This window comes from Gudongella oleilytica (assembly GCF_004101785.1).
In the GTDB taxonomy this organism is placed as follows: domain Bacteria; phylum Bacillota; class Clostridia; order Tissierellales; family Tissierellaceae; genus Gudongella; species Gudongella oleilytica.
In genome coordinates, this window is the sequence record NZ_CP035130.1 from 1,201,409 (window position 1) to 1,228,365 (window position 26,957).

26 protein-coding genes are annotated in these 26,957 nt (G+C 40.0%); 25 read left to right on the forward strand and 1 reads right to left on the reverse strand.

Annotated elements, in window-relative coordinates; translation table 11 throughout:
• Positions 1–68: 68 nt before the first annotated feature.
• From EC328_RS05620 to EC328_RS05680, 13 genes are all read left to right on the forward strand, one after another.
• Positions 69–530: a ribosome maturation factor RimP gene (locus EC328_RS05620; RefSeq protein WP_128425882.1), complete on the forward strand. Its 462-nt coding sequence runs from the start codon at positions 69–71 to the stop codon at positions 528–530.
• 14 nt (positions 531–544) lie between these two features.
• On the forward strand, positions 545–1,609 hold the full coding sequence (nusA, locus tag EC328_RS05625) for a transcription termination factor NusA (RefSeq protein ID WP_128425883.1): 1,065 nt from the start codon (positions 545–547) through the stop codon (positions 1,607–1,609).
• A complete protein-coding gene (rnpM, locus tag EC328_RS05630; protein WP_128425884.1) occupies positions 1,606–1,869 on the forward strand; it encodes an RNase P modulator RnpM in 264 nt (87 codons plus the stop codon). Before nusA ends, rnpM begins: the two co-directional genes overlap by 4 nt.
• A gap of 33 nt (positions 1,870–1,902) precedes the next feature.
• Positions 1,903–3,993, forward strand: coding sequence for a translation initiation factor IF-2 (infB, locus tag EC328_RS05635; protein WP_128425885.1), 2,091 nt, complete (start codon positions 1,903–1,905; stop codon positions 3,991–3,993).
• An 11-nt stretch (positions 3,994–4,004) separates the two neighbouring features.
• Complete coding sequence (gene rbfA / locus EC328_RS05640) at positions 4,005–4,382, forward strand: 30S ribosome-binding factor RbfA (protein ID WP_128425886.1); 378 nt, start codon at positions 4,005–4,007, stop codon at positions 4,380–4,382.
• A complete protein-coding gene (locus EC328_RS05645) occupies positions 4,345–5,340 on the forward strand; it encodes a DHH family phosphoesterase (RefSeq protein ID WP_164906041.1) in 996 nt (331 codons plus the stop codon). Before rbfA ends, EC328_RS05645 begins: the two co-directional genes overlap by 38 nt.
• Positions 5,337–6,245 carry a tRNA pseudouridine(55) synthase TruB gene (gene truB / locus EC328_RS05650; protein WP_240671452.1) on the forward strand — a complete coding sequence of 303 codons (909 nt, stop codon included), beginning with the start codon at positions 5,337–5,339 and terminating at the stop codon, positions 6,243–6,245. The genes EC328_RS05645 and truB overlap by 4 nt, the downstream gene beginning before the upstream one ends.
• A 5-nt stretch (positions 6,246–6,250) precedes the next feature.
• On the forward strand, positions 6,251–7,180 hold the full coding sequence (locus EC328_RS05655) for a bifunctional riboflavin kinase/FAD synthetase (protein ID WP_128425888.1): 930 nt from the start codon (positions 6,251–6,253) through the stop codon (positions 7,178–7,180).
• 102 nt (positions 7,181–7,282) lie between these two features.
• Positions 7,283–7,549, forward strand: a complete 267-nt coding sequence (gene rpsO / locus EC328_RS05660; protein ID WP_128425889.1) for a 30S ribosomal protein S15 — start codon at positions 7,283–7,285, stop codon at positions 7,547–7,549.
• 112 nt (positions 7,550–7,661) lie between these two features.
• Positions 7,662–9,770: a polyribonucleotide nucleotidyltransferase gene (locus EC328_RS05665; protein ID WP_128425890.1), complete on the forward strand. Its 2,109-nt coding sequence runs from the start codon at positions 7,662–7,664 to the stop codon at positions 9,768–9,770.
• 99 nt (positions 9,771–9,869) lie between these two features.
• Positions 9,870–11,168 (forward strand): M16 family metallopeptidase, encoded by a 1,299-nt coding sequence (locus EC328_RS05670; RefSeq protein ID WP_128425891.1) that lies wholly within the window; start codon positions 9,870–9,872, stop codon positions 11,166–11,168.
• A complete protein-coding gene (gene dut / locus EC328_RS05675) occupies positions 11,165–11,596 on the forward strand; it encodes a dUTP diphosphatase (protein WP_128425892.1) in 432 nt (143 codons plus the stop codon). The genes EC328_RS05670 and dut overlap by 4 nt, the downstream gene beginning before the upstream one ends.
• A gap of 89 nt (positions 11,597–11,685) precedes the next feature.
• Complete coding sequence (locus EC328_RS05680; RefSeq protein ID WP_128425893.1) at positions 11,686–12,513, forward strand: undecaprenyl-diphosphate phosphatase; 828 nt, start codon at positions 11,686–11,688, stop codon at positions 12,511–12,513.
• Between the two features lie 134 nt (positions 12,514–12,647).
• Here the strand turns inward: EC328_RS05680 and EC328_RS05685 are convergent, their stop codons facing one another.
• Positions 12,648–13,817, reverse strand: a complete 1,170-nt coding sequence (locus tag EC328_RS05685; RefSeq protein WP_128425894.1) for an IS110 family RNA-guided transposase — start codon at positions 13,815–13,817, stop codon at positions 12,648–12,650.
• A gap of 292 nt (positions 13,818–14,109) precedes the next feature.
• Between EC328_RS05685 and EC328_RS05690 the strand changes: the two genes are divergently transcribed.
• From EC328_RS05690 to EC328_RS05745, 12 genes are all read left to right on the forward strand, one after another.
• Entirely contained in the window at positions 14,110–16,338 is a 2,229-nt protein-coding gene (locus EC328_RS05690) for an FtsK/SpoIIIE family DNA translocase (RefSeq protein WP_128425895.1), read from the forward strand.
• Positions 16,331–17,665 carry a 30S ribosomal protein S12 methylthiotransferase RimO gene (rimO, locus tag EC328_RS05695; RefSeq protein WP_128425896.1) on the forward strand — a complete coding sequence of 445 codons (1,335 nt, stop codon included), beginning with the start codon at positions 16,331–16,333 and terminating at the stop codon, positions 17,663–17,665. Before EC328_RS05690 ends, rimO begins: the two co-directional genes overlap by 8 nt.
• Positions 17,652–18,197 (forward strand): CDP-diacylglycerol--glycerol-3-phosphate 3-phosphatidyltransferase, encoded by a 546-nt coding sequence (gene pgsA, locus EC328_RS05700; RefSeq protein ID WP_128425897.1) that lies wholly within the window; start codon positions 17,652–17,654, stop codon positions 18,195–18,197. The genes rimO and pgsA overlap by 14 nt, the downstream gene beginning before the upstream one ends.
• Before the next feature lie 10 nt (positions 18,198–18,207).
• Complete coding sequence (locus EC328_RS05705) at positions 18,208–19,452, forward strand: competence/damage-inducible protein A (RefSeq protein ID WP_128425898.1); 1,245 nt, start codon at positions 18,208–18,210, stop codon at positions 19,450–19,452.
• Between the two features lie 70 nt (positions 19,453–19,522).
• Positions 19,523–20,548: a recombinase RecA gene (gene recA, locus EC328_RS05710; protein ID WP_128425899.1), complete on the forward strand. Its 1,026-nt coding sequence runs from the start codon at positions 19,523–19,525 to the stop codon at positions 20,546–20,548.
• Between the two features lie 47 nt (positions 20,549–20,595).
• Complete coding sequence (locus EC328_RS05715; protein WP_128425900.1) at positions 20,596–21,567, forward strand: metallophosphoesterase family protein; 972 nt, start codon at positions 20,596–20,598, stop codon at positions 21,565–21,567.
• Between the two features lie 12 nt (positions 21,568–21,579).
• A complete protein-coding gene (locus EC328_RS05720; protein WP_128425901.1) occupies positions 21,580–23,031 on the forward strand; it encodes an AAA family ATPase in 1,452 nt (483 codons plus the stop codon).
• 1 nt (position 23,032) lies between these two features.
• Entirely contained in the window at positions 23,033–23,278 is a 246-nt protein-coding gene (locus EC328_RS05725; RefSeq protein ID WP_128425902.1) for a hypothetical protein, read from the forward strand.
• Between the two features lie 9 nt (positions 23,279–23,287).
• Positions 23,288–23,938 (forward strand): OLD family protein, encoded by a 651-nt coding sequence (locus EC328_RS05730; protein ID WP_128425903.1) that lies wholly within the window; start codon positions 23,288–23,290, stop codon positions 23,936–23,938.
• A 211-nt stretch (positions 23,939–24,149) separates the two neighbouring features.
• The gene (gene rny / locus EC328_RS05735) at positions 24,150–25,697 is read left to right on the forward strand and encodes a ribonuclease Y (protein WP_206363960.1); all 1,548 of its coding nucleotides are present in this window, start codon (positions 24,150–24,152) and stop codon (positions 25,695–25,697) included.
• Positions 25,698–25,761: 64 nt separating this feature from the next.
• Positions 25,762–26,574, forward strand: coding sequence for a PHP domain-containing protein (locus tag EC328_RS05740; RefSeq protein WP_164906042.1), 813 nt, complete (start codon positions 25,762–25,764; stop codon positions 26,572–26,574).
• A complete protein-coding gene (locus tag EC328_RS05745) occupies positions 26,571–26,948 on the forward strand; it encodes a PadR family transcriptional regulator (RefSeq protein ID WP_240671454.1) in 378 nt (125 codons plus the stop codon). The genes EC328_RS05740 and EC328_RS05745 overlap by 4 nt, the downstream gene beginning before the upstream one ends.
• Positions 26,949–26,957 lie beyond the last annotated feature (9 nt).

Genomic DNA, 26,957 nt, shown 5'->3' on the forward strand with positions numbered 1-26,957 from the left:
TGAATTTTGGCAAGAGTGGGATTTCCCACTCTTCATTTGTGTCATGGACTGGTTTCAGGAGGTGGATCATGAGTAAAAAGGATATATTATCAAGTGTAAAAAGGCTTGGAGAGGAGCTGACTAATCAGCTTGGGTATGAACTTGTCGATGTGGAATACTTAAAAGAGCATGGCGATTATTTTCTAAGGGTATACATCCATAAGCCTGGTGGTGTAAACCTGGATGATTGTCAGGCTATGAGCGAAAAATTAGGAGAAAAGCTTGATGAACTTGATCTGATAGATAAAGCATATTACCTGGAGGTGTCTTCACCTGGTTTGGACAGGCCTTTAAAAACGGATAAGGATCTGGACAGAAACCTCGGCAAAGAGGTCGAGGTGCACCTCTATCAAGCTGTTGATGGGACAAAAAAGTTCGAAGGAAATCTGGAAACATATGATGATTCCGCTATATATATAAGAACTGCTGACAGAGAGTATAGGTTCCCAAGGGATGGGGTATCTCTGGTTCGTTTAACAATCAAATTTTAAGGAGGAATAATGGGATGAATGTTGATTTTATCAACGCCCTGGAAGAAATAGAAAAAGAGAAGGGTATAGCTAAGGATATAATATTTGATGCGCTTGAATCTGCTCTCATTTCCAGCTATAAGAAAAATTTTGGTTCATCGCAGAACGTTTTGGTGGAAATGAACAGAGACACTGGCGCTGTCAGGGTTTATGCAACTAAGGATGTAGTTTCTGCTGACTCGATCGAGGATCCTCTTCTTCAAATATCACTGGATGAGGCCAGGAAGATAAACCCTGCCTATGAGTTGGGCGAGGTGGTCAAGATAGAAATAACTCCAAGGGACTTCGGAAGAATTGCTGCCCAAACTGCCAAGCAGGTCGTAATTCAAAGAATCAAGGATGCGGAGAGAGACGTCATATTTGACGAGTTTATAAACCGGGAAAATGAAATAATCACTGGACAAATACAACGAATCTCTAAGAACAACGTTTACATCGATCTTGGCAAAACTGAGGGTATCCTGCCTCCTGCTGAGCAAATAGAAGGTGAACAATACTCTCAGAGCCAAAGACTAAAGCTGTTGATCCTGGAGGTCAAAAAAACCACAAAGGGACCACAGATAGTACTTTCCAGGGCGAATACGGGTCTTGTAAAGAGACTTTTTGAACTTGAAGTTCCAGAGATAAGCGAAGGGATAGTAGAAATTTATTCAGTTTCTCGAGAGGCGGGTTCAAGAACTAAAATTGCTGTTTATTCAAAGAACCCTGAAGTTGATCCTCTGGGTGCCTGTGTAGGATTCAAGGGAGCAAGGGTAAAAGCAATCGTAGACGAATTAAGTGGAGAAAAGATTGATATAGTAATATGGAGCAAAAATATAGGAGAGTTCATCGCAAACAGTCTGAGCCCTTCCAAGGTCGTTAAGGTAATCCCTAATGAAAAAGAAAAATCAGCTCTTGTTGTGGTTCCTGACTATCAACTTTCACTGGCAATAGGAAAAGAAGGACAAAATGCAAGACTTGCAGCAAAGCTTACCAATTGGAAAATTGATATTAAGTCTGAGTCCCAATATGCTGAAATGGAGCGAGGAGTGATATCGTGAAAACTAAAAAGATCCCATTGCGCAGATGCATCGCTTGCAACCAGATGAAACCAAAGAAAGAGCTTATCAGGGTTGTGAAAAACAATGAAAACCAAGTAAGCGTTGACCTAACAGGAAAAGCTAATGGCAGGGGAGCCTATATATGCCCAAATCTGGAGTGCTTCGAAGAGGCATACAAATCTAAGAGATTCGCCAGAAATCTTGAAACCGAAATTACTGAGGAGATCTATATGAGGCTGAGGGAAGCAATTGAAAAGTAGAGGATCGCCTTAATCAAACAGGAGGTGTCGTGTATGACAAAAGTTAGAGTATATGAGTTAGCCAAAGAACTTAATCTAAGCAGCAAGGAACTCATGGAGAAAATCGAGGGACTAGACCTTAAGATCAACAGCCATATGAGTTCAATAGAAGAAGAAGAGGCTCAGCTTATAAAAGAACTGCTTACAGAAGAGAATAAGGCTCCAGACGAGCCCGTAAAGGAGATTGAAGAGGAAATCGAAGCTATAGATATTTTAGAGGTTGAAAAACCTGTTAAGAAAAAAGGTAAAAAGGGCAACAAAGACAACAGAAGAAAATTACAGCCACAACCTGATATCCAAACTCCTTCATTAGAGATAGTTTCAAGTGAAATCAAAATAATAGAGATAGAGCCTGAGATCATTGTCAAGGATCTGGCAGAGAAGTTAGGAGTAAATCCTTCAAAGGTAATAACCAAGTTGATAGGTCTTGGAGTCATGGTAAACCAGAATCAGGCAGTAGATGGAGAGATAGCTGCTTTGGTTGCAGACGAATTTGGATTTAAGGCTAAGTTGTTGGAACCAGTTGTAGAAAAAACAGAAGCTGAGCTTCTGGATTTTGAGGACGACCCGAAGGACCTGCAATCAAGACCGCCTGTCGTAACTGTAATGGGTCACGTTGACCATGGTAAAACCTCACTTCTTGATGCGATCAGGCATACTAATGTAACTGACAAGGAAGCTGGGGGGATAACTCAGCACATAGGAGCATATGCTGTGAATATCAACAATAGAAAGATCGTGTTCCTGGATACTCCAGGTCATGAGGCTTTTACCTCTATGAGAGCAAGAGGAGCTAAGGTAACAGATATTGCAATACTTGTAGTAGCAGCTGATGATGGAGTAATGCCACAGACCATAGAGGCGATATCACACGCTAAAGCAGCAGGAGTACCAATAATCGTTGCTGTTAACAAAATCGATAAACCTAGCGCCAATATGGATCGGGTCAAGCAGGAGCTGTCTGATAACGGTCTTGTCCCTGAGGATTGGGGTGGAGATACAATCATTGCTCCAGTATCCGCTCTTAAGAAGCTCGGTATCGAAGAGCTTTTGGAGATGATACTTCTCGTGGCTGACATGCAGGAGCTTAAGGCTAATCCAAACAGAAAAGCCGTTGGAACGATAATTGAAGCTCAGTTGGACAAGGGAATGGGTCCTATGGCAACAGTACTTGTACAAAAAGGCACATTGGTAGTGGGTGATATGGTCGTTTCTGGTACATCCAGTGGAAGGATCAGGGCTATGCTCGACGAAAAAGGCAGGAAGGTAAAAAATGCTACACCTTCTATTCCTGTCATGATACTTGGCCTTTCAGAGGTTCCAAATGCCGGTGACCAACTTTTCGCAGTTGAAACGGAGAAGGAAGCAAGACACCTCGCCGATCTTAGAAAAAATGAACTGAGAGAAGTTCAAATGAAGCAATCTTCAAAGGTATCACTTGACGATTTATTTGAAAGAATAAAGATGGGTGAGGTCAAGGACCTCAACATAATCGTAAAAGGAGACGTCAGAGGGTCTATAGAAGCACTTAACCAATCACTAAAAAAGCTGGACACAGATGAGGTAAGGGTAAATCTGATCCATGGTGGAGTAGGTGGTATAACAGAAACTGACATAATGCTTGCTTCAGCCTCAAATGCAATCGTAATCGGGTTCAATGTCAGACCAAATCTCAATGCAATCGAGGTTGCCAAGAAAGAGAATGTCGATGTAAGGACCTATAGAATTATATACGAGGCAATAGAGGATATACAGGCAGCTGTAAAGGGAATGCATGCACCTAAGATTGTTGAAGAAGTCCTTGGCAGAGCTCAGGTAAGGGCTACCTTCAGGCTTCCAAATGGAAATACTATTGCTGGAATCTACGTGGTTAGTGGGAAAATTACAAGAAATGCAAAAATTAGGCTTCTCAGAGATGACATCGTAATTTACGATGGGTCAGTGTCATCCCTTAAGAGGTTCAAGGATGATGCAAGAGAAGTACTGACGGGCTTTGAAGCCGGACTTGGTCTCGATAATTTCAACGACATCAAGGAAGGCGACAACCTTGAGGCGTATCTTATGAAGGAAGTAGAAATAGATTAGAGGTGTGATAGATGAACGACAAGAGGATCAACCGGATCTCTGAAGAAGTTAGAAAGGTCGTTTCAGATCTTTTGTTAAGTGAAATAAAGGATCCAAGAATAAGTGGGATGCCAAGTGTTAACAGAGTAAATGTTACAAAGGACTTAAAATTTGCTAAGATATATATATCTGTTTTAGGCAATGAGGAAGAAAAAGTGAATACAATTAAGGGACTGGAAAGTGCCAAAGGCTTTATCAGAAAAGAGATTGGCAGGCGGATCGATCTCAGACATGTTCCCGAACCTTTGTTTTATCTCGACGAAACCATTGAACATGCTATCCATATGTTAAAGTTGATCGATGAGGTCAATAATGGCATGCATGAAAGAGAAGCTGATAGCGATGAATAGTGAAAAAAACGAGTTGTTAAAGGCGATAGATAACAGCGCTTATATTGCAGTTGTTTCTCATATTAATCCCGACGGAGACAATCTAGGCTCAGTATTGGGCTTGGGTATGTCTCTTGTCCAATTAGGAAAGAAGGTTGATTTCATTAAGCCTGATATCATACCAGAGGACTACAATTTTCTCCCGGGGATTGAAAGACTTTCAGGATACGGTGAACTAAGAGATAAACTGGATTTATTGATTGTTCTGGATTGCAGCGATCTAACCAGACTTGGTGAGAACCAAAAACTTATTGATGATGCCAAAATCGTTGCAAATGTCGACCACCATGTAAGCAATACTATGTTTGGAGATATTTTATTAGTTGATCCCAAAGCATCATCCACCGGGGAGCTTGTTTTCGAAATAATTGAGGATCTTAACCTGCCAATTGATGAAGAAATTGCAACCTGCCTGTATACTGCTATAACTACAGACACCGGCAGATTCTCATATCAGAGTGTAACTGCCAGTACTCACAGGATTGCTGCAAGCTTGTATGACCTTGGTATCAATGGTTATGAAATAAATAAGAGACTGTATCAGACAAGGAGTCTCAAACGTACCAGATTATTTTCAAGGGCAATGGCAGAAATGGAGCTTATGTTTGAGGGTAAGGGAGCTGTTGTAAAAGTTTCCAGGAGAATGCTTGAGGAAACTGGTGCTTCCATGGAGGATACTGAAGGGATAGTTGAATTTTTAAGAGACACAGAATCTGTTGAAGCAGCATGTATATTAAAAGAATTTGATGAAAACCTTATAAAGGCAAGCATCAGGACAAAAGATCCGATCGATGCCAATAAAATATGTGGGGCATTTGGCGGAGGCGGCCATATCCGGGCATCGGGGTGCACTATCTCTGCAACATTGGAGGAAGCAGCTGCACTTATTTCTGAAGAGATTAAAAGACACATAGAATGACAGGTGATCTTGTGGACGGAGTTGTTAATTTCTTTAAACCTGCAGGGATGACCTCCCACGATGCAGTACACTTTTTCAGAAAACTATTAGGCATAAAGAAAATCGGACATACTGGCACTCTCGATCCAATGGCCTCAGGAGTACTGCCAGTTTGTATAGGGAAGGGCACCAGAATTGCAGAGTACCTTACTGACACCCGGAAAGAATACATCGGAGAGCTAACATTGGGATCAAAGACAGATACCCTGGATTCAACAGGTACTGTTTTGGATTCATCAGAAATAACAGTTGATGAGTCAAAGATCAATATTGTCTTCAGTAACTATAGGGGTAAGATCCATCAGATACCACCAATGTACTCTGCAAGGAAAGTAGAGGGGAAGAAGTTATATGAGCTTGCCAGGCAGGGACTCGTTATGGATAGACAATCGAGAGAGATTGAGATATATGAGATGGAGATCCTTAATATTCTGGAAAATCAGAGGATAATTTTCAGAACCAAGTGTTCAAAGGGGACATATATAAGAACGATTTGCGATGATATCGGAGATGCTTTAGGGACATTTGGCCACATGAGCTTCCTTATGAGAACTCAGGCTGGAGGTTTTTTGATCAATGATTCGCTGGGTATTGAGACCCTAAAAGACTTCAACAAAGACGATTTAGAGAAAATAATAACCCCACTGGATAAAGCGTTATCACATCTGAAGGCTGTGGAGCTTGACAGTGATAGATTTGATAAGCTAGTAAATGGGCTTACCTCAAAGGTAAGTCCAAGACATAATGATTTACCAAGGTTCACACCGTTAAGAGTGTATTCGGGTAATAAGTTTGTTGGTATAGGAATACTTTCGGGAGAAGGAAGCGATTTGTCATTGAAAATGGAAAAGGTGCTTGCAAGGTGACTACTATGAAAATAATCAATGTGGACAATACTAATGAAACCATGTTCAATACTGCTATTGCACTAGGAAACTTCGATGGAGTCCATATCGGGCATCAAAAGTTGATCGAAATAATGCTGGAGCAGGCAAAGGAAAAAGATTTGAAGCCGTCCATGCTTATTTTTGAGAACCACACTAAATCCTTCGTCTATGGCAATGGGCCAAGACTTCTAAGTACAAATTCTCAAAAAAATGAATTTTTGGAAAAACTAGGTGTACGTAATCTATACACAATGAGGTTTGATGAGCATATTATGAATCTTTCACCTGAGGACTTCGTTAAGGAGATATTAATAAATAAGCTCAATTGCTCACTTGTGGTTGTAGGAACAGACTATCGATTTGGTCATAAGGCCTCTGGGAATGTGGGAATGCTAAGGGACATAGGCAAGAGGCTGGGAATACAAGTCAGGGTAGTTGAGCCTGTCTACTATAAAGATGAAATTGTAAGCAGTACGTTAATAAGGCACTTGCTCTCTGAGGGTAACATCAAGGACGCCAATAGGCTTCTTGGCAGACCTTTTGGCATAGTGGGAGAAGTAGTAAACGGTAAGGGGCTTGGCAAGCACCTTGGCGTACCAACTGCTAATATGAAGCCAGCCTGTAAGTATGTAGTCCCAAGGAAAGGCGTATATAGAACGATTACCAGAGTAAACGGCAGGTATTACCCTAGTGCCACAAATGTAGGCACAAATCCAACCTTTAGCGAACAGGAGTTAAAGGTGGAAACATTTATCCTTGACTTTGATCAGTCTATTTATGGGCTTGAAATTGAGGTATTCTTCATGGAGTATATAAGGCCTGAAATCAAATTTGACAGTGCTGAGGATCTGAAGAGAAAAATGCAAGAGGACATAGCTTATGTCAGATCAAAATCCAATTTACAATTGATATGACTTGTGATATAATTTCCATGTTAAGGAGTACCGTTGCTGAGCTTTTCGTACCTCGGCGAGTGCGCGGCAATCGGTGGACAAATATTTTTGGAGGTGCAATAAATGTTAAACAAGATTGAAAAGGATCGAATCATCGAGCAGTACAAAATGCATGAAGGGGACACTGGCTCTCCAGAGGTTCAAATAGCTCTGCTTACACACAGAATCAATTCAGTTAATGAGCATTTGCAATCCCACAAGAAAGATCATCACTCAAGAAGAGGCCTTCTAAAAATGGTAGGACAAAGAAGAAATCTTCTCAGATATTTGCAGAACAAAGATATTGAGAGATATCGTTCTTTAATTGAGAAACTAGGTATCAGAGGTTAATTAGAGCGGGTTATCCCGCTCTATTAGTTTATTATGCTAAGGAAGTCTTATAAGACATACAACAAAGTAGACACAAATGTATTGACATATAGAAATCAAGAGGAGGTATTTTATGGAGAAAAAATTCCATTATATGCTTGCCGGGAAGGAATTGACAGTAACAGTAGGGAAGCTGGCCGAACAAGCCAGTGGTGCCTGCATGGTCCAGTATGGTGACACAGTTACTGTAGTTACGGCAACGCAATCAAAAAAACCAAGAGAGGGCATTGACTTCTTTCCATTAAGCTGTGATTATGAAGAGAAACTTTATGCTGTTGGAAAGATTCCAGGTGGATTTATCAAGCGAGAGGGAAGACCAAGTGAGAAGGCAATTTTGTCTTCACGTTTAATAGACAGACCAATTAGACCATTGTTCCCTGATGGCTTTAGAAATGACGTCCAGGTAGTTGCAACAGTAATGAGTGTAGACCAGGATACGAGTCCTGAAATTGTGGCCATGATAGGATCTTCTATAGCTTTGTCCATTTCTGATATCCCATTCCAAGGGCCGACGGGTTCAGTACTTGTTGGATTAATTGATGGACAAATCGTGATTAATCCCAACAGCGAGCAAAGAGAAAGATCTGAACTTCACCTGGTCGTCTCAGGAACAAAGGATGCGATCATGATGGTTGAAGCAGGTGCTCAGTTCATAACTGAGGAGACAATGCTTAAGGCTATACTGGCTGGGCATGAAGAAGTCAAGAGGATTTGTCATTTCATCGATGGAATAGTCGAAGAATGTGGCAAGGAGAAAGTCCATTATCAGCTTTTCAACCCTGATCCAGAGGTTGAATCAAAGGTAAGAGAGTTTGCAACCTTAAAGCTGGCTGAAGCATTGAATACTGTCGATAAAGCTGAGAGAGATAATAAGGTAAGTGCTGTCGAGGAGGAAACAACTGAAGCTGTACTTGAGATATTTCCCGATAAACAGAAGGATATTGCGGATGTACTTGATAAGATAATTAAGGAGCAGGTTAGAAAGCTGATAACCGAGGAAGGCAAGAGACCCGATAACAGAGGTCTTGATGAAATAAGACCAATCAGTTCGGAAGTAGGGCTACTCCCAAGGACCCATGGTTCAGGTCTTTTCAACAGAGGACAGACTCAGGTCCTTACTATAGCAACACTCGGTGCATCAGGAGACGTTCAGATAATTGACGGTTTAGGTGAAGAGGAATCAAAGAGATATATGCACCACTACAATTTCCCTGCATTTTCAGTGGGGGAAACCAGACCAATGAGAGGCCCGGGGCGAAGAGAAATAGGACATGGAGCTCTTGCCGAAAGAGCACTGGAGCCTGTAATTCCTCCCGAAAGTGAGTTTCCTTACACCCTTAGACTTGTATCAGAGGTATTGAGCTCTAATGGTTCCACATCCCAGGCAAGTGTTTGTGGTAGTACCCTGGCGCTCATGGATGCAGGGGTTCCAATAAAGGCACCGGTAGCTGGAATAGCAATGGGACTAATAAAGAATGAGGATAAGGTAGCCATCCTGACAGACATCCAGGGTTTGGAGGACCATTTGGGAGACATGGACTTCAAGGTAGCAGGGACAAGAGGTGGGATAACTGCAATCCAAATGGACATCAAGATACCCGGTATCGATGAGCCAATCCTTAAGGAAGCTCTTGAAAAAGCCAGGATAGGAAGGTTATATATCCTCGATAAAATGGAAGAGACAATCAAGACTCCGAGAACTGAGCTTTCTCCATACGCACCAAGGATCCACACTCTTCAGATCAATCCTGATAGGATCAGAGACATTATAGGCCCAGGGGGCAAGGTCATCAACAGGATCATAGATGAAACAGGTGTCAAAATAGATATTGAGGACGATGGAAGAGTGGCTATTGTGTCCAATGACGGAGAGGGAGCTAAGAAAGCAATCCAGATGATCATGGATATAGTCAAGGAAGTTGAAGCTGGTGAGATATATACTGGTAAGGTTACGAAAATTATGAACTTTGGAGCTTTTGTTGAAGTGCTTAATGGTAAGGAAGGGCTTGTCCATATTTCACAGCTCGCGAAGGAAAGAGTGAATAAGGTGGAGGATGTAGTCAAGGTTGGCGATGAGATAACCGTTAAAGTAATGGAAATCGATAGTCAGGGAAGAATAAACCTATCAAGGAAAGTTCTTCTAAAGGACGAACCTCCAAAGGAAAATACTGAAGATAAGTAGAGATGAGACATGAACCGATTCGGTTCATGTTTATTTCTGTTTAAAACCAGTCACTAAACTGTTAAAATAGTGGTATAGACTAATTTTTCGGAGGAATAGATGTTTAAAATCAGAACTTTAGATAACGGAATAAGGACTATTATGCAAAGGGTTCCTTATTTAAATTCGATAACTCTTGGCATCATTATTGAAAGCGGCTCATTTTATGAAGATAAAAATAATAATGGTGTGTCTCATTTTATTGAACATATGCTTTTTAAGGGGACCAAAAACCGCAGCGCAAGACAGATTGCTGAAGCAATAGATGATATCGGGGGGCAGATCAATGCCTTCACAAGCAAGGAACACACATGCTATTATGCAAAGGTGCTTAGCGAGCATCTGCCGATTGCAGTTGATGTATTAAGTGATATGCTGAATAACTCAACCTTCGATGAAAATGAGATCGAGAAAGAAAAGGGTGTAATAATCGAAGAGATAAACATGTATCAGGACTTTCCGGAGGATCTCGCCTTCGAGCTCTTGAATGAGCTGCTTTATGACAAAATGAGCCTGGCAATGCCTATACTGGGAACTGAGAAAACTGTAAAATCATTCACAAGGGATCAGATCGTGAAATACTTTTATGAAAAGTATAAACCCAAGAGAATGGTAATAGCAGCTGCAGGAAACCTTGACGAGAAGGAAGCCTATAACTTGCTTAATGAAAAATTCGGAAGCTTTAATTCAAATAATTTCTCTTTGAACAATTTTGTAACTCCTTCATACGACTACTCACCAACATTTAAGCTTGACGGATTCATCAAGGATATTGAGCAAATGAATGTTTGCCTTGGTTTTACAGGACCATCGACTTATTCGGAGGACATCTTCCCCCTTATGGTTGTAAATAACATACTTGGTGGAACGATGAGTTCAAGATTATTTCAGGAAATCAGAGAGAACCTTGGGCTCGTTTATAATATAGAATCTTCCATAACCTCATATAATGGTGCTGGTATGTTATCTATCTATCTGGCTCTTAATACCGAACAAGTATATCGGGTTGCAAAGCTATTAAGATCTGAATTGGTTAGGATAAAACAGGAGTATATCAGTGAAGTCGAGCTTAACAAGTCAAAGGAGCACCTGAAGGGAAGTTATATTTTAAGTCTTGAGAGCTCTTTCAATAAAATGTATGAAATGGGCAAGTGTCTTCTTCACGATAAAAAGATAGAGACACCAGAAGATGTAATGAAGCAGATAAACGATGTTGACATGGATTCGGTCATTAGAGTGATCGACAAATATATCGATTGGAACCATTTAAATATTTCCTATGTCGGCAATGTTAAAAACAAAGGTGCTTTTGAGAAAGAGCTTGCTTCTATTTTGACGGGAGGAGAGATGAGCCAATGAATGTAAGGATTGTAAACAAGGGAAGCCTACGCTTACCTGAGTATAAAACACCGGGTGCATCCGGGGTGGATCTTATGGCTAATTTGAACGAGCCTGTTATTCTTAAGCCACTTGAGAGATACCTTGTCCCAACCGGATTATTCGCAGAGATCCCAGAGGGGTATGAGGCTCAAATAAGAGGCAGGAGTGGTCTTGCAATAAACAATGGAATATCCCTTGCCAACGGGATAGGAACCATTGACAGTGATTACCGTGGAGAGATAAAGGTCATACTAATAAACCTTGGCACCGAGCCATTTGAGATAAAACACGGCGACAGAATTGCGCAAATGGTGCTCTGCAAGTATGAAAAAATTGATTTTGAACTGGTAGAAGAGCTTAATGATACTGAGAGAGGTAAGAATGGATTTGGCCACACAGGCCTGTAAGACGATGTTAACCTCTACGGCCAGATTATAATTAATGTTCTCAGATTGTGATATAATTAAGATTAACAAGCATAGGGAGGATACATAAATTGAGTTGGTTTGAGGCTATAGTCATGGGAATATTTCAAGGTATAGCAGAGTTTCTACCAATTAGCAGTTCTGGTCACCTTGCATTATTACAGTACTTGTTCGACATAAAGGAAGGGAATCTCTTTTTCACAGAGATGCTGCATTTTGGTACTTTGATTTCTATATTTATTGTGTATTTCAAGGATATTGCAAGAATAATTTATGAGTTCATAGGGCTTATTGGATCGTTAATAAAAGGTAAAAGAGTCCATAAGCTTACCAGGCATCAGTGGTTTGGGCTACTAATCATCATCGGCTCTATCCCTACTGCATTGATTGGCTTGACCTTCAAGGACTTTTTTGAATCTCTTTACACATCAATAATTCCGATAGGTGTTGCATTCATTGTGACTGGATTTCTTCTATGGATTGCCGAAAAAAAAGGAAACGAAGGCAAGGATGTGAAGGATGTAAGATTGCTTGATGCCGTCCTTATAGGGATTTTCCAGGGGATTGCAATTATTCCCGGTATATCAAGATCTGGCTCGACGATAGTAGGCGGACTATTCAGAGGTTTGAAAAAACCAGTTGCGACTGAGTTTTCATTTTTACTAGCTTTACCTGCAACATTTGGAGCATTTTTATTAGGCATGAAGGACGTAGCTGAAGGAGGAGGGGCTTTTATAAACGGACAATTGGTCCTTGGTGTCATACTCTCAGCTGTTACTGGTGTCTTTGCAATAAAGGCTCTGATAAAGCTCTTAAATAACAATAAGCTCAAGTATTTCTCATACTATCTTTGGGTTCTTGGGATATTGACCATCGTTATGGGATTTGTAAACAATTAGAGGTGACTAACTATTAAAAGTCAATGATTTTTTTAGAAATATGATGAAACAAAAATGGGCATACCAAACAAGCCTTTTGATAGATCATTTCAAAAAGCAATCAGACTTTAGTGTTACTGATCGCCACTACACAATCAGCGAAGTTTTGTTGGATCAAAATCAATTCCATTCTTTTCAAGAGTAAAGATGACTCGAATCAATTTCTTGACAAGATGAGAACATGCCACACGGTGTGATTTACCTTCATTACGCTTTTTGTGGTAGTACTCAGCAAATGTCATGTTGTATTGAATCAATGGAATACATAGATTCATCAAGGTGTAGCGAAGATGGGAAGAACCTCTTTTAACCATACCTCCACCATGTTCCGACGTCCCTGATTGATAATAACCTGGTTCAAGCCCAGCAAAAGAAAGCATCTGAGCAGGGGAATTAAATCTAGATAAATCACCATATTCAGCATATATAACAGCTGCTGACAGAGGGCCAATCCCAGGTATAGATAAAGTTTTGGGATCAATTTCAACGATTAAAGATTCAATTTGACTTTCAAGAGAGTCTACCTCATTTGCTAATTGTTTATACAAAGATAGCAGACTATTCAATTGGCAAGTAAAAAGTTCATGATCGCAGCCAACGGTATTCTTGGCCAATTCTTTTAGCTTTATAAATTTTTGCATAGAGAATTTTCCTCTGGAAATACTGCGTAAAGCATCATAGGACCTAGTATTCATATTAGCAATACTTTTGGCAGAACCATAATTATCTAAAAGGTAGATAGCAGTCTTGCTAAACCGATTATTGAAAAATGGCTTAAACTCAGGAAAGACGTGATCAAGGACATTTGTAATCTTAACCATGTAAAAGCTTCTCTGTTTAACAAGAGAGTCACGAAGACGAGTTAATGACTTAAGCGCATAGGTATGATAAAATCCTATTGGATAGGGTTTGTAATCAACCGTCATAAGCCAGCGGGCAATGGATATGGAATCAATTGCATCCGTTTTGGTACGCCTTAAAGACTGAGACTTGTTAAACTTTGAGAGAAGAACAGGGTTAAATTCCATGAAGCTGTAGTGGGCTTTTTCGAGGAACAACTTCAGGTTTAAAGCATAATGACCAGTAGATTCAAACCCTATTCTTACATTCTCTTTAGGATAAAGAGAATCTAGAACAGATAAGAGTTCTGTAAATCCATCAGAATCGTTCTTGATAGAAAAAGAATCACAAACAACCTCGCCTGCTTCAGTAACAATGAAACAGTCGTGTTTGAACTTAGAGATGTCGATTCCGACATAGAACATTAGAAATACCTCCTTTAATAATATTTAGCACTGTTGTTTTCCACAAGGTTTCCGGCCATGTAATCACGTAAATACAAACGTCAAAGCGTTAACTAACCAATTACCAGTGAAGACGAAAAGCTGTGGTCTGAGTCACCTCAAAACAGTCAAAGCTGTAGCAAAATAGAAACAAATCCACAGTGCTTTATCATTATAATAACGGAGTAATAGATAATCCCCAAATAATTTGGGAGAAAGGAGAAATAATCCAACCCCCTCTATTAAAGAGGTTAATTGGATTATACGTGACATTATGAGGAAAAACGCTAAGCCCATAGACAATAACATAAAATCAAAAAAAGCAACAGTTGATAAATTAGGATTGGACATTATAGGTATACTCGTCATAGGAGTAGGAGTTGTCATGCTGTTTAGTCTGTTCAGCTTGAAAATGGGTATTATTGGGGAGATAATAAATGGCACTACATTTTCGTTGATGGGTTTTGGGGGATATTTTTTTCCTCTATTTATAATTGGATCTGGAATAATACTGTTGATGGAAAGATTTGACAGGATCCAGCTTAGGATACTTGTAGCATTGATAATTATATTCTTAAGCTTCCTTATAGTTCTCGATGGAATAAACATGGACTCTTCAAGCCTTATTGACAGGATAAAATCAGGGCTGGAATTGTCCCGCGCCAATAGAGGAGGAGGAGTTTTAGGAAGCTTCTTCGGATTCTTTTTCTACAAACTCTTTGGTTCTGTCGGTACTTATGTAGTACTGGCTTTTTCGATAACAGCCAGCTTGTTGATAATTACAAATCTCACGGTAAAGGAAGTATTGGGAAAGGCCAGAAGCATAAAGGTAATAAAGCCTGTTGAGCAAGTCAAGGAGACTGCAGCAAAAAAACAGGCTCCTGTAAATCCGGACCGATTTCTGGAAGAAAAAACTGAGGTAATAAGAATCAGTGATTACACTAAAAACCAACAACACCCAGATGGTATTGAGAAAGAAAAGAAAGAATCACTACCTAAAATACCAAAGGACCAACTAGTTAAGGAAGCTCAGACTATAGACTCGGAAATAAAGGAAAAACAAGAAAAAGTCGTAAAAATTTATTACAAGACTCCACCCATTAGCTTGCTTCAATCCCCAGCCCCCAAGGCAGAAGGGAACAATAGGAAAGACATCCTGAATAATGCGAGAATAATAGAAGAAACGATGAGAAACTTCGGCATAGAGGCTAAAGTATCACACATAAACGTAGGACCTACAATTACATGCTACGAGCTTTCTCCTGCCCCTGGGATCAAACTAAGCAGGATCGTATCACTGTCAGACAATATTTCGCTGAGCCTTGCTTCATCGGATATCAGGATAGAGGCGCCAATTCCAGGCAAGGCAGCAGTAGGTATCGAGGTACCAAATAAGACAAAGGATATGGTATTATTCAAAGAATTGATCCAATCTAAAGAGTTTGCCGATTCAAAGTCAGACATCCCTCTTGTCCTTGGGAAAGATATCACTGGAAATGTCGTAATTTCGACCATTGATAAAATGCCTCATCTTTTAATTGCTGGTGCCACCGGATCCGGAAAGAGCGTTTGTATAAATACAATAATTATGGGGCTACTCTATAAAAGCTCGCCTGAAGATCTGAAAATGCTTTTGATTGACCCGAAGGTAGTAGAGTTGAGTGTATATAACGGTATCCCGCATTTGCTCATCCCGGTTGTAACTGATGCTAAGAAATCGGCTTTTGCACTCAACTGGGCAGTTGGTGAGATGGAGAGGCGTTACAAGCTCTTTGCAAAGAGTAATGTCCGAGACATACAATCATATAATGAAAAGCATTCAACCGATGGGGATAAGTTGCCTAAGATACTGATAATAATTGATGAGTTAGCTGACCTTATGATGGTTGCGGCACAGGAGATAGAGGATTATATTGCCCGCCTTGCCCAAATGGCAAGAGCTGCTGGTATGTATCTTATCGTGGCTACTCAAAGACCATCAGTGGATGTCATTACTGGGACGATAAAAGCTAATATACCTTCCAGAATCAGTTTTGCAGTATCTTCGCAGGTTGATTCCAGAACTATCCTGGATATGGCTGGTGCAGAGAAGCTTCTTGGTCAGGGAGATATGCTGTTTTATCCATCGAGCTATTCCAAGCCTGTAAGGCTCCAAGGTGCATTTATATCCAACAACGAGGTTGAAAAGGTAGTTGAATACCTGCAGGAGCAAAATATGCCCAATTATGATGAGAACATACTGGATGTAGTTCAGAATACAAAACAGGTAAGCTATGATGAAGGAGATGATCTTCTGCCTGAAGCTATTAAGCTTGTTGTTGCAGAGGGAGTAGCATCGATATCGCTTTTACAGCGAAAGCTAAAGATTGGATACGCCCGAGCTGCAAGACTTATTGATGATATGGAGGAAAGAGGGGTCGTTGGAGGCTACGAAGGTAGCAAACCAAGAAAAGTATTAATAACTGAAACAGAACTTGAAGAATGGGAGACTGCAGATGAGTAGAAAGAAAGTAAACATAGTGACATTGGGGTGCTCAAAGAATGAGGTTGATTCTGAGCTTATGCAGGGAATACTTGATAAAAGAAGCTTTGAATATGTAAATGAACCCGAAGAAGCTAATATTATTATTGTGAACACCTGCGGATTCATTGAGGCAGCTAAAGAAGAATCAATAGATACCATTTTATCTATGGCACAATATAAAGTCGGAGGCAATTGTGAAGGACTGATCCTGGCAGGATGCATGGCTCAACGCTATTCTAAGGAGCTTTTAGAGGAGTTGCCTGAGGTAGATGCAGTTATTGGAACCGGGAATATTAAATATCTAAATGCAGTACTGGAAGGAATAAACAAGGGTGAAAGAATAATTTCAACAGATAATATTAACTCAGAATATCTCGAGAGAATTGATAGGGAAGTAACAAGCCCTGTGGCATATGTTAGGATATCAGAAGGCTGTGACAACCTCTGCACATACTGCATAATACCACAGATTAGAGGAAGACACAGGAGCAGAAGGATTGAAGACATAGTTGAGGAGGCCTCTGATCTAGCAGAAAAAGGCGTGCGGGAGATAATACTCATTGCACAGAATACATCAGATTATGGAATAGATCTTTATGATGAGTATAAATTGGGATATCTTCTGGACAGACTGAATTCTGTTGAGGGTGTTGAACTCATCAGACTACTCTATGTTTATCCGGATAACATAAACGACGAACTTATTGATAGCATAAAAAGAAATAAAAAGGTAGCCAAATACCTTGATATACCTCTTCAACATGCAAGTGACAGAATACTTAAGCTTATGAATAGAAGGACTACGAGAATGGAAATCACTGATACAATAACAAAACTTAGAAGCAAATTGCCGGGTTTAATTCTCAGGACAACCTTTATCGTCGGATTCCCGGGGGAAACTGAGGAAGATTTCAATGAGCTATGTAATTTTGTGGAAGAAGTTAGATTTGATAAACTTGGTGTCTTTGCTTACTCACGTGAAGAGAGTACACCTGCATTCTCCTTACCTAACCAAATCGATGATGCAATAAAGGAGCAACGCAGAGAGAGGATCATGGAACTTCAAATGAAAATTTCTGAAGAGCTTATGAGTAACAAAGTAGGAAATTTTTATGATGTTATGATCGAAGAGTTTGCTGAAGAGGGACTTTATGTTGGAAGAAGCTATATGGATAGCCCTGAAATAGATGGAGTATTTTATGTAAAGAGCAATAGAGAGCTGGAGTTGGGGGAAATAGTTAAGGCTCAGGCAGTTGAGTTCTTGGAATATGATTTGATTGGGGAGCTTAGAGATGAATCTTGCTAATAAGATCACCCTCTTAAGGGTTTTGATGGTACCTGTATTTGTTGTCGTATTTTATCTTGATATACCCTTCAGCAATTATCTGGCAGCATCAATATTTATAATAGCTTCATTTACAGATGCTCTTGATGGCCACATTGCAAGGTCCAGAAACCTCATCACGAATTTTGGTAAGTTTGCAGATCCTCTTGCAGATAAGGTATTGGCTGCGGCTGCCCTTATAGTACTCGTAAGTGCTGGTAAGGTTCCAGCCTGGGTAGTGATTATAATAATTGCCAGAGAGTTTGCAATAAGCGGATTCAGAATAATTGCAGCCTCTGAGGGCATTACCATAGCAGCAAGCAAGTGGGGAAAGGCTAAAACCATATCTCAACTCACAGCAATAATTCTGTTGCTGTTAAATAACTTTCCATTTAGCTATCTCGGTATTCCGATGGATGTTTTTATGCTCTATCTTGCACTCGTATTGACTATAATATCTGGTGCCGACTATATTATTAAGAATTATCATATTCTCAGTTCAGGAGACAGGTAGGTGGAAAAGAATGATTACAGAGATAATCGCTGTGGGGACTGAAATCACGCTGGGAAGTATAGTAAACACCAATGTAGTCTATCTTTCAAAACGTCTTTCAGAGATGGGCTTGGAGGTTTGCTATCATACATCAGTTGACGATGACCCAGTGAGGCTGTCCAGTGTTTTTTCGATTGCGGTCGACAGATCAGATTTAATAATTCTAACCGGGGGGCTTGGACCAACTGAGGATGACTTAACTAAAGAGACTATTGCCCGGGTATTAGGTCGTAGCATGATTTCTGATATCTCTGTCGAGGAGCAGATTAAGAATATTTTTACTTACTCCAACAGACCAATGCCATCGAACAATCTGAAACAAGCCAGGAAGCCTGAGGGAACAGAATTCATACCTAATCTTAAGGGTACCGCACCTGGCATATTTATAAAGCATGAAGGAAAACTTATAGTACTTCTTCCTGGTCCACCTCGTGAAATGATTCCCATGTTTGAGGGCTTTGTAACAGAATTGATTAAAGACGACCTTCATATTTCAATACGCTCCATAAACACTATAGGCATAGGGGAGTCAGCTCTGGAAGAGATCCTTAGAGAAATGGATATCAATATTCCTGACTTTACTGTTAATACTTATGCAAGTCTGGGTACAGTCGAAATAAAGATCGTAGGAAAGGGATATGATAAGGAACTACTGGAACGAAATTCGAAAATCCTGATAGAAAGACTGTCGGAAAGGCTTGGAGACAGTATCTATGGATTTGACAATATAACAATCGAAGAGGCTGTACTAAATAGGCTTGAAGATAAGAATCTCAACCTGGCAGTTGCAGAATCAGTTACTGGAGGTGAAATTACAAGGCGTATTACCAAAATCCCAGGAGCCTCAAGACATTTTATATCCGGCATAATTGCATACTCTGAAGCGTCTAAGGTAAGAGATCTTAATGTAAGTGAAGATACGCTCGAAAAATACGGCGCTGTGAGTTCGGAAACTGCAGTCGAAATGGCTAAAGGTCTTTTGAATCGTAAAGATGTTGACATTGCAATATCTACCACAGGCTTTGCCGGGCCTTCCACAGGCGAAGGAAAACCGATAGGACTAGTATATATATGTGTAGCGGACAAGACAAGAGTGGAGATTTTTGAAAGGATCTTTACAGGTGACAGACAAGCTATACAGGAAAAAGCTGCAAGTCTTGCACTGGCTAATCTGCACAAATTTTTGAATAATCCGTTGACTAGATGTCGTCAATAGTGTAACATTAATATATAGAACTAATGTTCGAGACACAGAAAGGGGTGAATCCAGTTTAACTGGAATTATTATGACAGACATCAATGAAAGAAAGAAAGCTCTTGACCTGGCATTAAGCCAAATCGAAAAGCAATTTGGAAAAGGCTCGATAATGAAGCTTGGAGAAGGCGCTCAAATGAACATGGAGTACATATCCACAGGATCTCTTGATCTGGATATTGCACTGGGAATTGGCGGTGTACCAAGAGGCAGGATAATCGAAATATATGGGCCTGAATCATCTGGTAAGACTACCATAGCCCTGCATGTTATTGCCGAGGCTCAAAAAAATGGCGGGATAGCAGCTTTCATAGACGCTGAGCATGCTCTTGACCCTGGATATTCTAAAAAACTGGGAGTCGACATCGAGAATCTTGTCATCTCACAACCAGATACCGGGGAGCAGGCGCTTGAGATAACAGAAGCACTAGTCAGGAGCAGTGCAGTGGATGTCATTGTCATAGACTCTGTGGCAGCTCTTGTTCCGAGGGCAGAGATTGAAGGTGAAATGGGAGATTCGCACGTCGGACTTCAGGCAAGGCTAATGTCACAAGCCCTTAGAAAGCTTGCCGGAGCTATTAGTAAGTCCAATACTACTTGTATTTTCATCAATCAGCTTAGAGAAAAGGTTGGGGTAATGTTTGGGAATCCAGAGACGACCTCAGGAGGAAGAGCACTAAAATTCTATGCCAGTGTTCGTCTTGATGTCAGAAGGATCGACTCTATTAAACAAGGCGATGAAGTCGTAGGTAACAGAACACGGGTAAAGGTTGTAAAAAACAAGGTAGCACCCCCATTTAAACAAGCGGAATTCGACATAATGTATGGTCAGGGTATTTCCAGAGAAGGAAGTCTTCTAGATACTGGAGTTATGGCTGGAATCATTCAAAAATCAGGGTCATGGTATAGCTATAATGACGAAAAGTTAGGCCAGGGTCGCGAGAATGCAAAGGATTTCATTCGAGAGAATCCCAAGCTATATCAGGAAATTGATAAATTGGTAAGACAAAAGTTTGGACTTATCAAAGATATTGATGACTCAACCACTAAAGAATAGATGAAACAAACCTCCTTTAACGGGAGGTTTTATGTTAGGAGATTGCTATGAGATTTATATACTTCACAGATACACATATTAGAGGATCAAATCCTAAGAACAGGACCGATGACTTTATCAGAACTCTTGAAGTTAAATTTTCTGAAATCGCAGGATTGGTCAAAGAGAAGGATATCGACTACGTGATCCATGGTGGTGATCTATTTGATAGACCTGACATATCTATTTCGGTAGTAACAAGGTTTGCCGGGATACTAAAGCTAATTGAGAAGCCAATTTTTATTGTCAGTGGAAATCACGATATATTCGGTCATAACCCTGATACCCTTGACAGAACTATGCTTGGGCTGCTAAGGAGCTTTGATTTTTTGCAGGTACTGGAAAAGGATTCGCCAATACTTGTAGAAAAGAATGGAGTTACCGTCCAGCTTTCCGGGGTTCCCTATTCTTATGATATTGACTCTGATCCAAATTCATATATTCTTAAAAATATTGCGGATCAAGCTGACTACTCCATCAATGTTGTTCATGGAATGCTGCTGGACAAACCATTTATTAAAGGCATACCCTATACGCTTGTAGATGATATAATTGAAACCAAGGCTGATATTACACTATCAGGACACTACCATGCAGGGTATAAAACCATAATTCGAGACGGGAAGTATTTCATTAATCCTGGAAGTCTTGTCAGAGTTACTAATAGCCTGAAGGAAATTGAAAGAATGCCCAAAGTCATATTGATTGAGCTTAGCAGATCATCAATCGAAATCGAAGAATTGTATCTTGAATCAGCTAAGCCGGGCGCTGAGGTATTGGACAGGACAGTGCTTGAAAACGGAGTGTTCAGAAGTGAGCGAATAATCGAGTTCAAGCAATCTATTGATGCGGCTTTGGAGTTCGAAAAGCTTGATATTAACGACCTCATTACTGAGGTAGCCTTTGCAGAAAATGTCCCTAAGAGAATTCGCGAAGAAGCTCTTAAAAGACTGGTTGCAGTTCAAATGAAGAGCCTATAGGCAGGTGATAAGATGAAATATATCTCTAAAATAATAATTGAAAATTTTCAATCTCATAGTCTATCGGTATTTACCTTAGGACAAGGGCTTAATGTCATAGTTGGCCCTTCGGATTCCGGTAAATCTGCTGTTATCAGAGCCTTGAAGTGGGCCCTTTATAATGAGCCAGCCGGTGATTTTTTTATCAGAGAAGGTGAAAAGGAGTGCAGTGTAACTATAGAATTCAACGATGGTACGACTTTGAAGAGGTACAGAAGCAGGAGTAAGAATGGTTATGTACTTTTGAATCCGGATGATGAGGAAATGAGATTTGAAGGAATTGGATCTGGTGTACCGCAGGAGATCGTCGATGCAACCGGTATAACTAAAATAATCCTTGATCAGGATTCCAGCTCGGCTATCAACCTGGGAGAACAGCTTGAGGGTCCTTTTCTATTGACAGAGAAACCTTCCACGCGGGCTAATGCAATTGGCAGGTTAGTTGGAGTAAATCTTCTGGACGATGCACTGAGAGACGTCCTAAGGGACATTAGAAGCATCAGCCTTCGAAAAAAGGAAACCGAAGATGCATTGGTCAAGTTGAATGAGGAGATCAAGGAATTTGAATATCTTGATGAATTAAGAAATAGGAGTATGATAAGCTCTGCTCTGATAAACGAAGCTGAGAATTTACTGGAAGTAAAAACCAGGCTTGAGTTTTACTTTAAGTCGTTGAATGATATATCAATCGAGAAGAATCACCAGTTAGATGCACTCATCAAGCTAAGTGACATTGACAATGCAAAGCAAAATATCGAGGATACAGCCAACCTGGTTTTTAAGTATGAAGTGTTAAAAAGTAAGTCTAATAACTTCAAGCAGCTTCTTGAAGAAAGAAGCTCATGGATTAAAGCATCAAGTCAGCTCGATCACATTGAGGATATCCAAAAAATCGAGTCTGAAACGTCTTCTTTGACATCCAGATTGGCAGCTCTGACCAAATTCTACTTCGAATATAAGAATGTCTTGACTGAAAAAAAGGGACTTACTGACCGGCTGAATATTCTTAGATCAGCAGATGAGACAGAACAGGATGTTGGAATTCTTGAAGGAGATCTATCCAGATATAACAGACTCATAGATTTATCAAATAAATACAATGAGGCAATGAAGGGTATAGCAAAAGGCAATGATTACTTGGGTAAGCTTGAAAGCTTCCTAAACAATGAAGATATGATTAATCAATGCAATACACTTTCAGAGAGGCAACTAATGATCAAGTCTATCAAGAGCAGATACGATGATAATAAACGGAATATCAACAGCACATTGAACGAATTGAAAATCAACGATGAAAGGCACAGAATGCTATTAGAAAGATATGGGAATCTGCTTATAGAGATTGGAAAGTGCCCTTATTGTTTAAGCGATATTAGTGAAGACACAGTAGAACACCTAATTAAAAACCATCTGGGAGGTCAATGATATGGACTATGAAAAGGAGTTAAACACTTTAAAGGAAAGTCTTGAAAAGGCGAAAACTTTGAAGTATAAAGCAGAAGCAAGGCTCGAGCAGTTAAAGAATCAGGAGGATCAGATAATTAGAGAGTTAAAAACACTGGGAGTTGAACCAGCTGATCTTGATAAAGAAATAGAATCACTTAGGGTTAGGATTGAAGAGCTATTAAAGAAAGCGAATGAAATGCTCCCTAATGATTTACTAAATAAATAGGTGATTAAAATGACCCCGGATATCAATGAATTAAAGGAAAGATCAAGAAAACTAATACTGCAGATAGAAAGGCAGGAGGGTAAGAGGGATCAACTGATGGAAATCAGAAATGAAAAGATAAGGGTTCTTAAAGATCTCAATGAGGAACAAGATATACTCGAAAAAGTAATGTCCTTATTTCAAATGACTTCTCAATTTGCAAGGGATCAGGCAAAAAACCAAATCGAAGCTTTGGTAACTAAATGCCTTCAATATATTTTTGATTCTTCCGTGGAGTTTCAAATTGAGTTGGATGAACTTCGAAACAAAGCCAGTGCAGAATTCTATGTAGTTAACAATACAAAGGATTTCTTTTTAAAAACCAAGCCTGAACAGTCCAGAGGGGGAGGGGTTGTAGATATTGTGTCATTAGCTCTTAGGATATCTTTTTTGCAAACTCACAAGCCTCCAATATCAGGGCCTTTGATTCTTGATGAGCCCGCAAAGCATGTCAGCGAGGAATATATCCATAATGTTGGAGACTTCTTAAAACAAACATCTGAGATATTCAACAGACAAGTAATAATGGTCACTCATAACTCTCACCTTGCTGCACTGTCCAATAGTGCTTATAGAGTCGAATACTCAGGAAATACAAGCATTGTAACTCCTATTGAGTGAGTATAATGCCTTGACAGGAAACAACAAAAGTAATAAAATTAAGTTGTATGTAACCATATGAAATATACGATTTTACCCATTCCTATGAAGGAATTTTCATATCCAAGGGTATAACCTTGATAATTATCCATGGAATGATAAGGCCATTTAGACATTTAATGGTCATTGAGATTAGGTATAATTGATATATGGAACTTGAAAACTTAATAAACTGGAGGTGTTTCCTATTGAATCTTTAATTTTTGCAATTCCAGGCTTGATTATTGGAGTTTTCGTTGGATACTTCATTAGAAGATACATCGGCGAAGGAAAGATAAAAAATGCTGAAGAATTAGCCAAGAAAATTACTGAAGATGCTGTTAAAGATGGCGAAGCTCGAAAAAAAGAGCTCCTTTTAGAAGCCAAGGAAGAGATTCACAGATCAAGAAATGACATCGAGCGGGAAATCAGAGAAAGAAGAAATGAGATCCAAAAGCTTGAGAGAAGGCTTCAAAACAAGGAAGAAGCCATTGACAGAAGAAATGAAGCTATTGAGAAGAAGGAAGAAAATCTCAATAAAAAGTTGCGAAACCTTGAAGATAAGGAAGAGGCAGTAGATGCACTTTATCTAAAACAGACACAGGAGCTGGAAAGACTGTCCGGCTTGTCCTCTGATGAAGCCAAAGAGTTGCTTTTAAATGAAACAAGAAAAGAAATCGTTCAGGAATCTGCAATGATGATTAAAGAAATGGAAGCTAAGGCGAAGGAAGAGGCTGACAAAAAGGCCAGGGAGATCATTTCTACGACAATTCAGAGAGTCGCTGCAGACCATGTCGCTGAGACGACAGTTACTGTAGTTGCGTTGCCAAATGATGAAATGAAGGGCAGGATCATTGGTAGAGAAGGAAGAAATATCAGAACCTTGGAGACGCTTACCGGAATCGACCTCATAATCGACGATACGCCCGAGGCTGTAGTTCTATCAGGCTTTGATCCAATCAGGAGAGAGGTTGCCAGGATAGCACTTGAGAAGCTGATAGTAGACGGAAGGATACATCCTGCAAGGATTGAGGAAATGGTTGAAAAGGCCAGAAAAGAGGTCGAAAATACCATTAAAGAAGCAGGCGAACAGGCAGCATTTGATGCTGCTGTACACGGACTACATCCTGAAATCATAAAGCTTTTAGGCCGACTTAAATACAGAACCAGCTATGGGCAAAATGTTCTTAAGCATTCGGTTGAGGTTTCTCAGCTTGCAGGTATAATTGCAGCCGAGATAGGGGCTGATGTCAAGATAGCAAGAAGAGGTGGTTTGCTTCATGACTTAGGCAAAGCTGTTGACCATGAGATAGAAGGTCCACATGTGGCTATCGGTGTCGATTTAGCAAGAAGATACAAGGAGTCTAAAGATGTTCTCCACTGTATGGAAGCGCATCATGGTGACGTAGAACCACAAACAGTTGAGGCAGTTCTGGTGCAGGCAGCAGATGCAATTTCAGCCGCCAGACCTGGTGCTAGAAGAGAAACTTTGGAAGCTTATATCAAGAGACTTGAAAAGCTTGAGGAAATAGCTAATTCGTTCCCAGGTGTTGAGAGATCCTTTGCAATCCAGGCTGGTAGAGAGATCAGAATTATGGTCAAGCCAGAGGATATTACAGAGGCACAAATTATTCATACTGCTCGAGATATTGTGAAGAAGATTGAATCAGAATTGGATTATCCTGGTCAGATTAAGGTTAACGTAATTAGAGAGACCAGGGCTATAGAATACGCCAAATAGAAAACGGACCTGCCAATTAAGGCAGGTTTTTTCTATTTTTGGATATGAATATGGGGGTGAAAAGTTGAAATTATTCGATCTTCATACACACACTAAGTACTCAGATGGTTTACTTACTCCTGGGGAGCTGGTGAGAAAAGCTTCAGCTATTGGACTTTCAGGGATATCCGTAACTGACCATGATAGTATTGATGGTATTCCGGAGGCAATAGCTGAATCAAATACGATCAATGACTTCAAGGTTGTGCCTGGGATAGAGTTCAGCTGTGTTGAAGGTGATGAGGAGGTCCATGTCCTGGGATATTTTATAGATCATCAAAGTTCGAAATTAAAGGATGCGCTCATTCAAATAAAAGATGAGAGGTGGATCAGGGGTGAAAAAATACTCCAAAAACTTGAACTCCTGGGAATTAAGCTTCCCATGGAAGCCATCATTGAGGAAGCAAGGAAAAATGGTTTTATTGGGAGAGCTACCATCGCCAGAAATCTCATTGATTTTGGTTATGTTCATAGTATACCAGAAGCCTTTGATTTATATCTTGGTAAAGATAGGCCTGCTTATGTGGAAAGATTCGAACTAAAAGTCAATGAAGCCATCGAGATTATTCACTCCATAGGCGGTATTTCAGTATTGGCTCATCCTGGGCTCCTGCTCAAAATGGAAACGGTGACATTTTGCATAGAAAAGGGTATAATGGGCATAGAGTGTTTTCATACTAAGCACTCGAAGGAAGATACGGAATTTTTTGCAAAACTTTGTATCATGAATGGTTTGCTTCAAACTGGCGGGTCAGATTTCCATGGAGATGATGAGATCCTTGGAATTGTATCAATCGATCTGGATCATCTACCTCAATTCAAGGAGAGATTATTTTGAAATCAGGGGAAAGGCACAGACAATTCCCGACTACCATAAGCACCACATCCTTTGTGAAGCTTTATATACTTCATCTATTGAATTCGAAAAGCTATTATGGTAATCGGCTTAAAGATGAGATCAGCAGGAGACTTAACGGAAAATGGAGCCCCAGTCCGGGAATGATCTATCCTCTTCTGAATCAGCTTGAAAGTGAAGGCTATATAACAGGGCACTGGGATGAACCCACCAAACGTACTATCAGGATCTATCACATTACTGATAAGGGAAGGGAACACTACAATGTTATCAAGCAGATGAACAAATCTTCCTTTGATGATTCACTGTTTATTATAAGAAATGTATTAAAAGATATCTATAACATCAAAATTTGATTAGGAGGA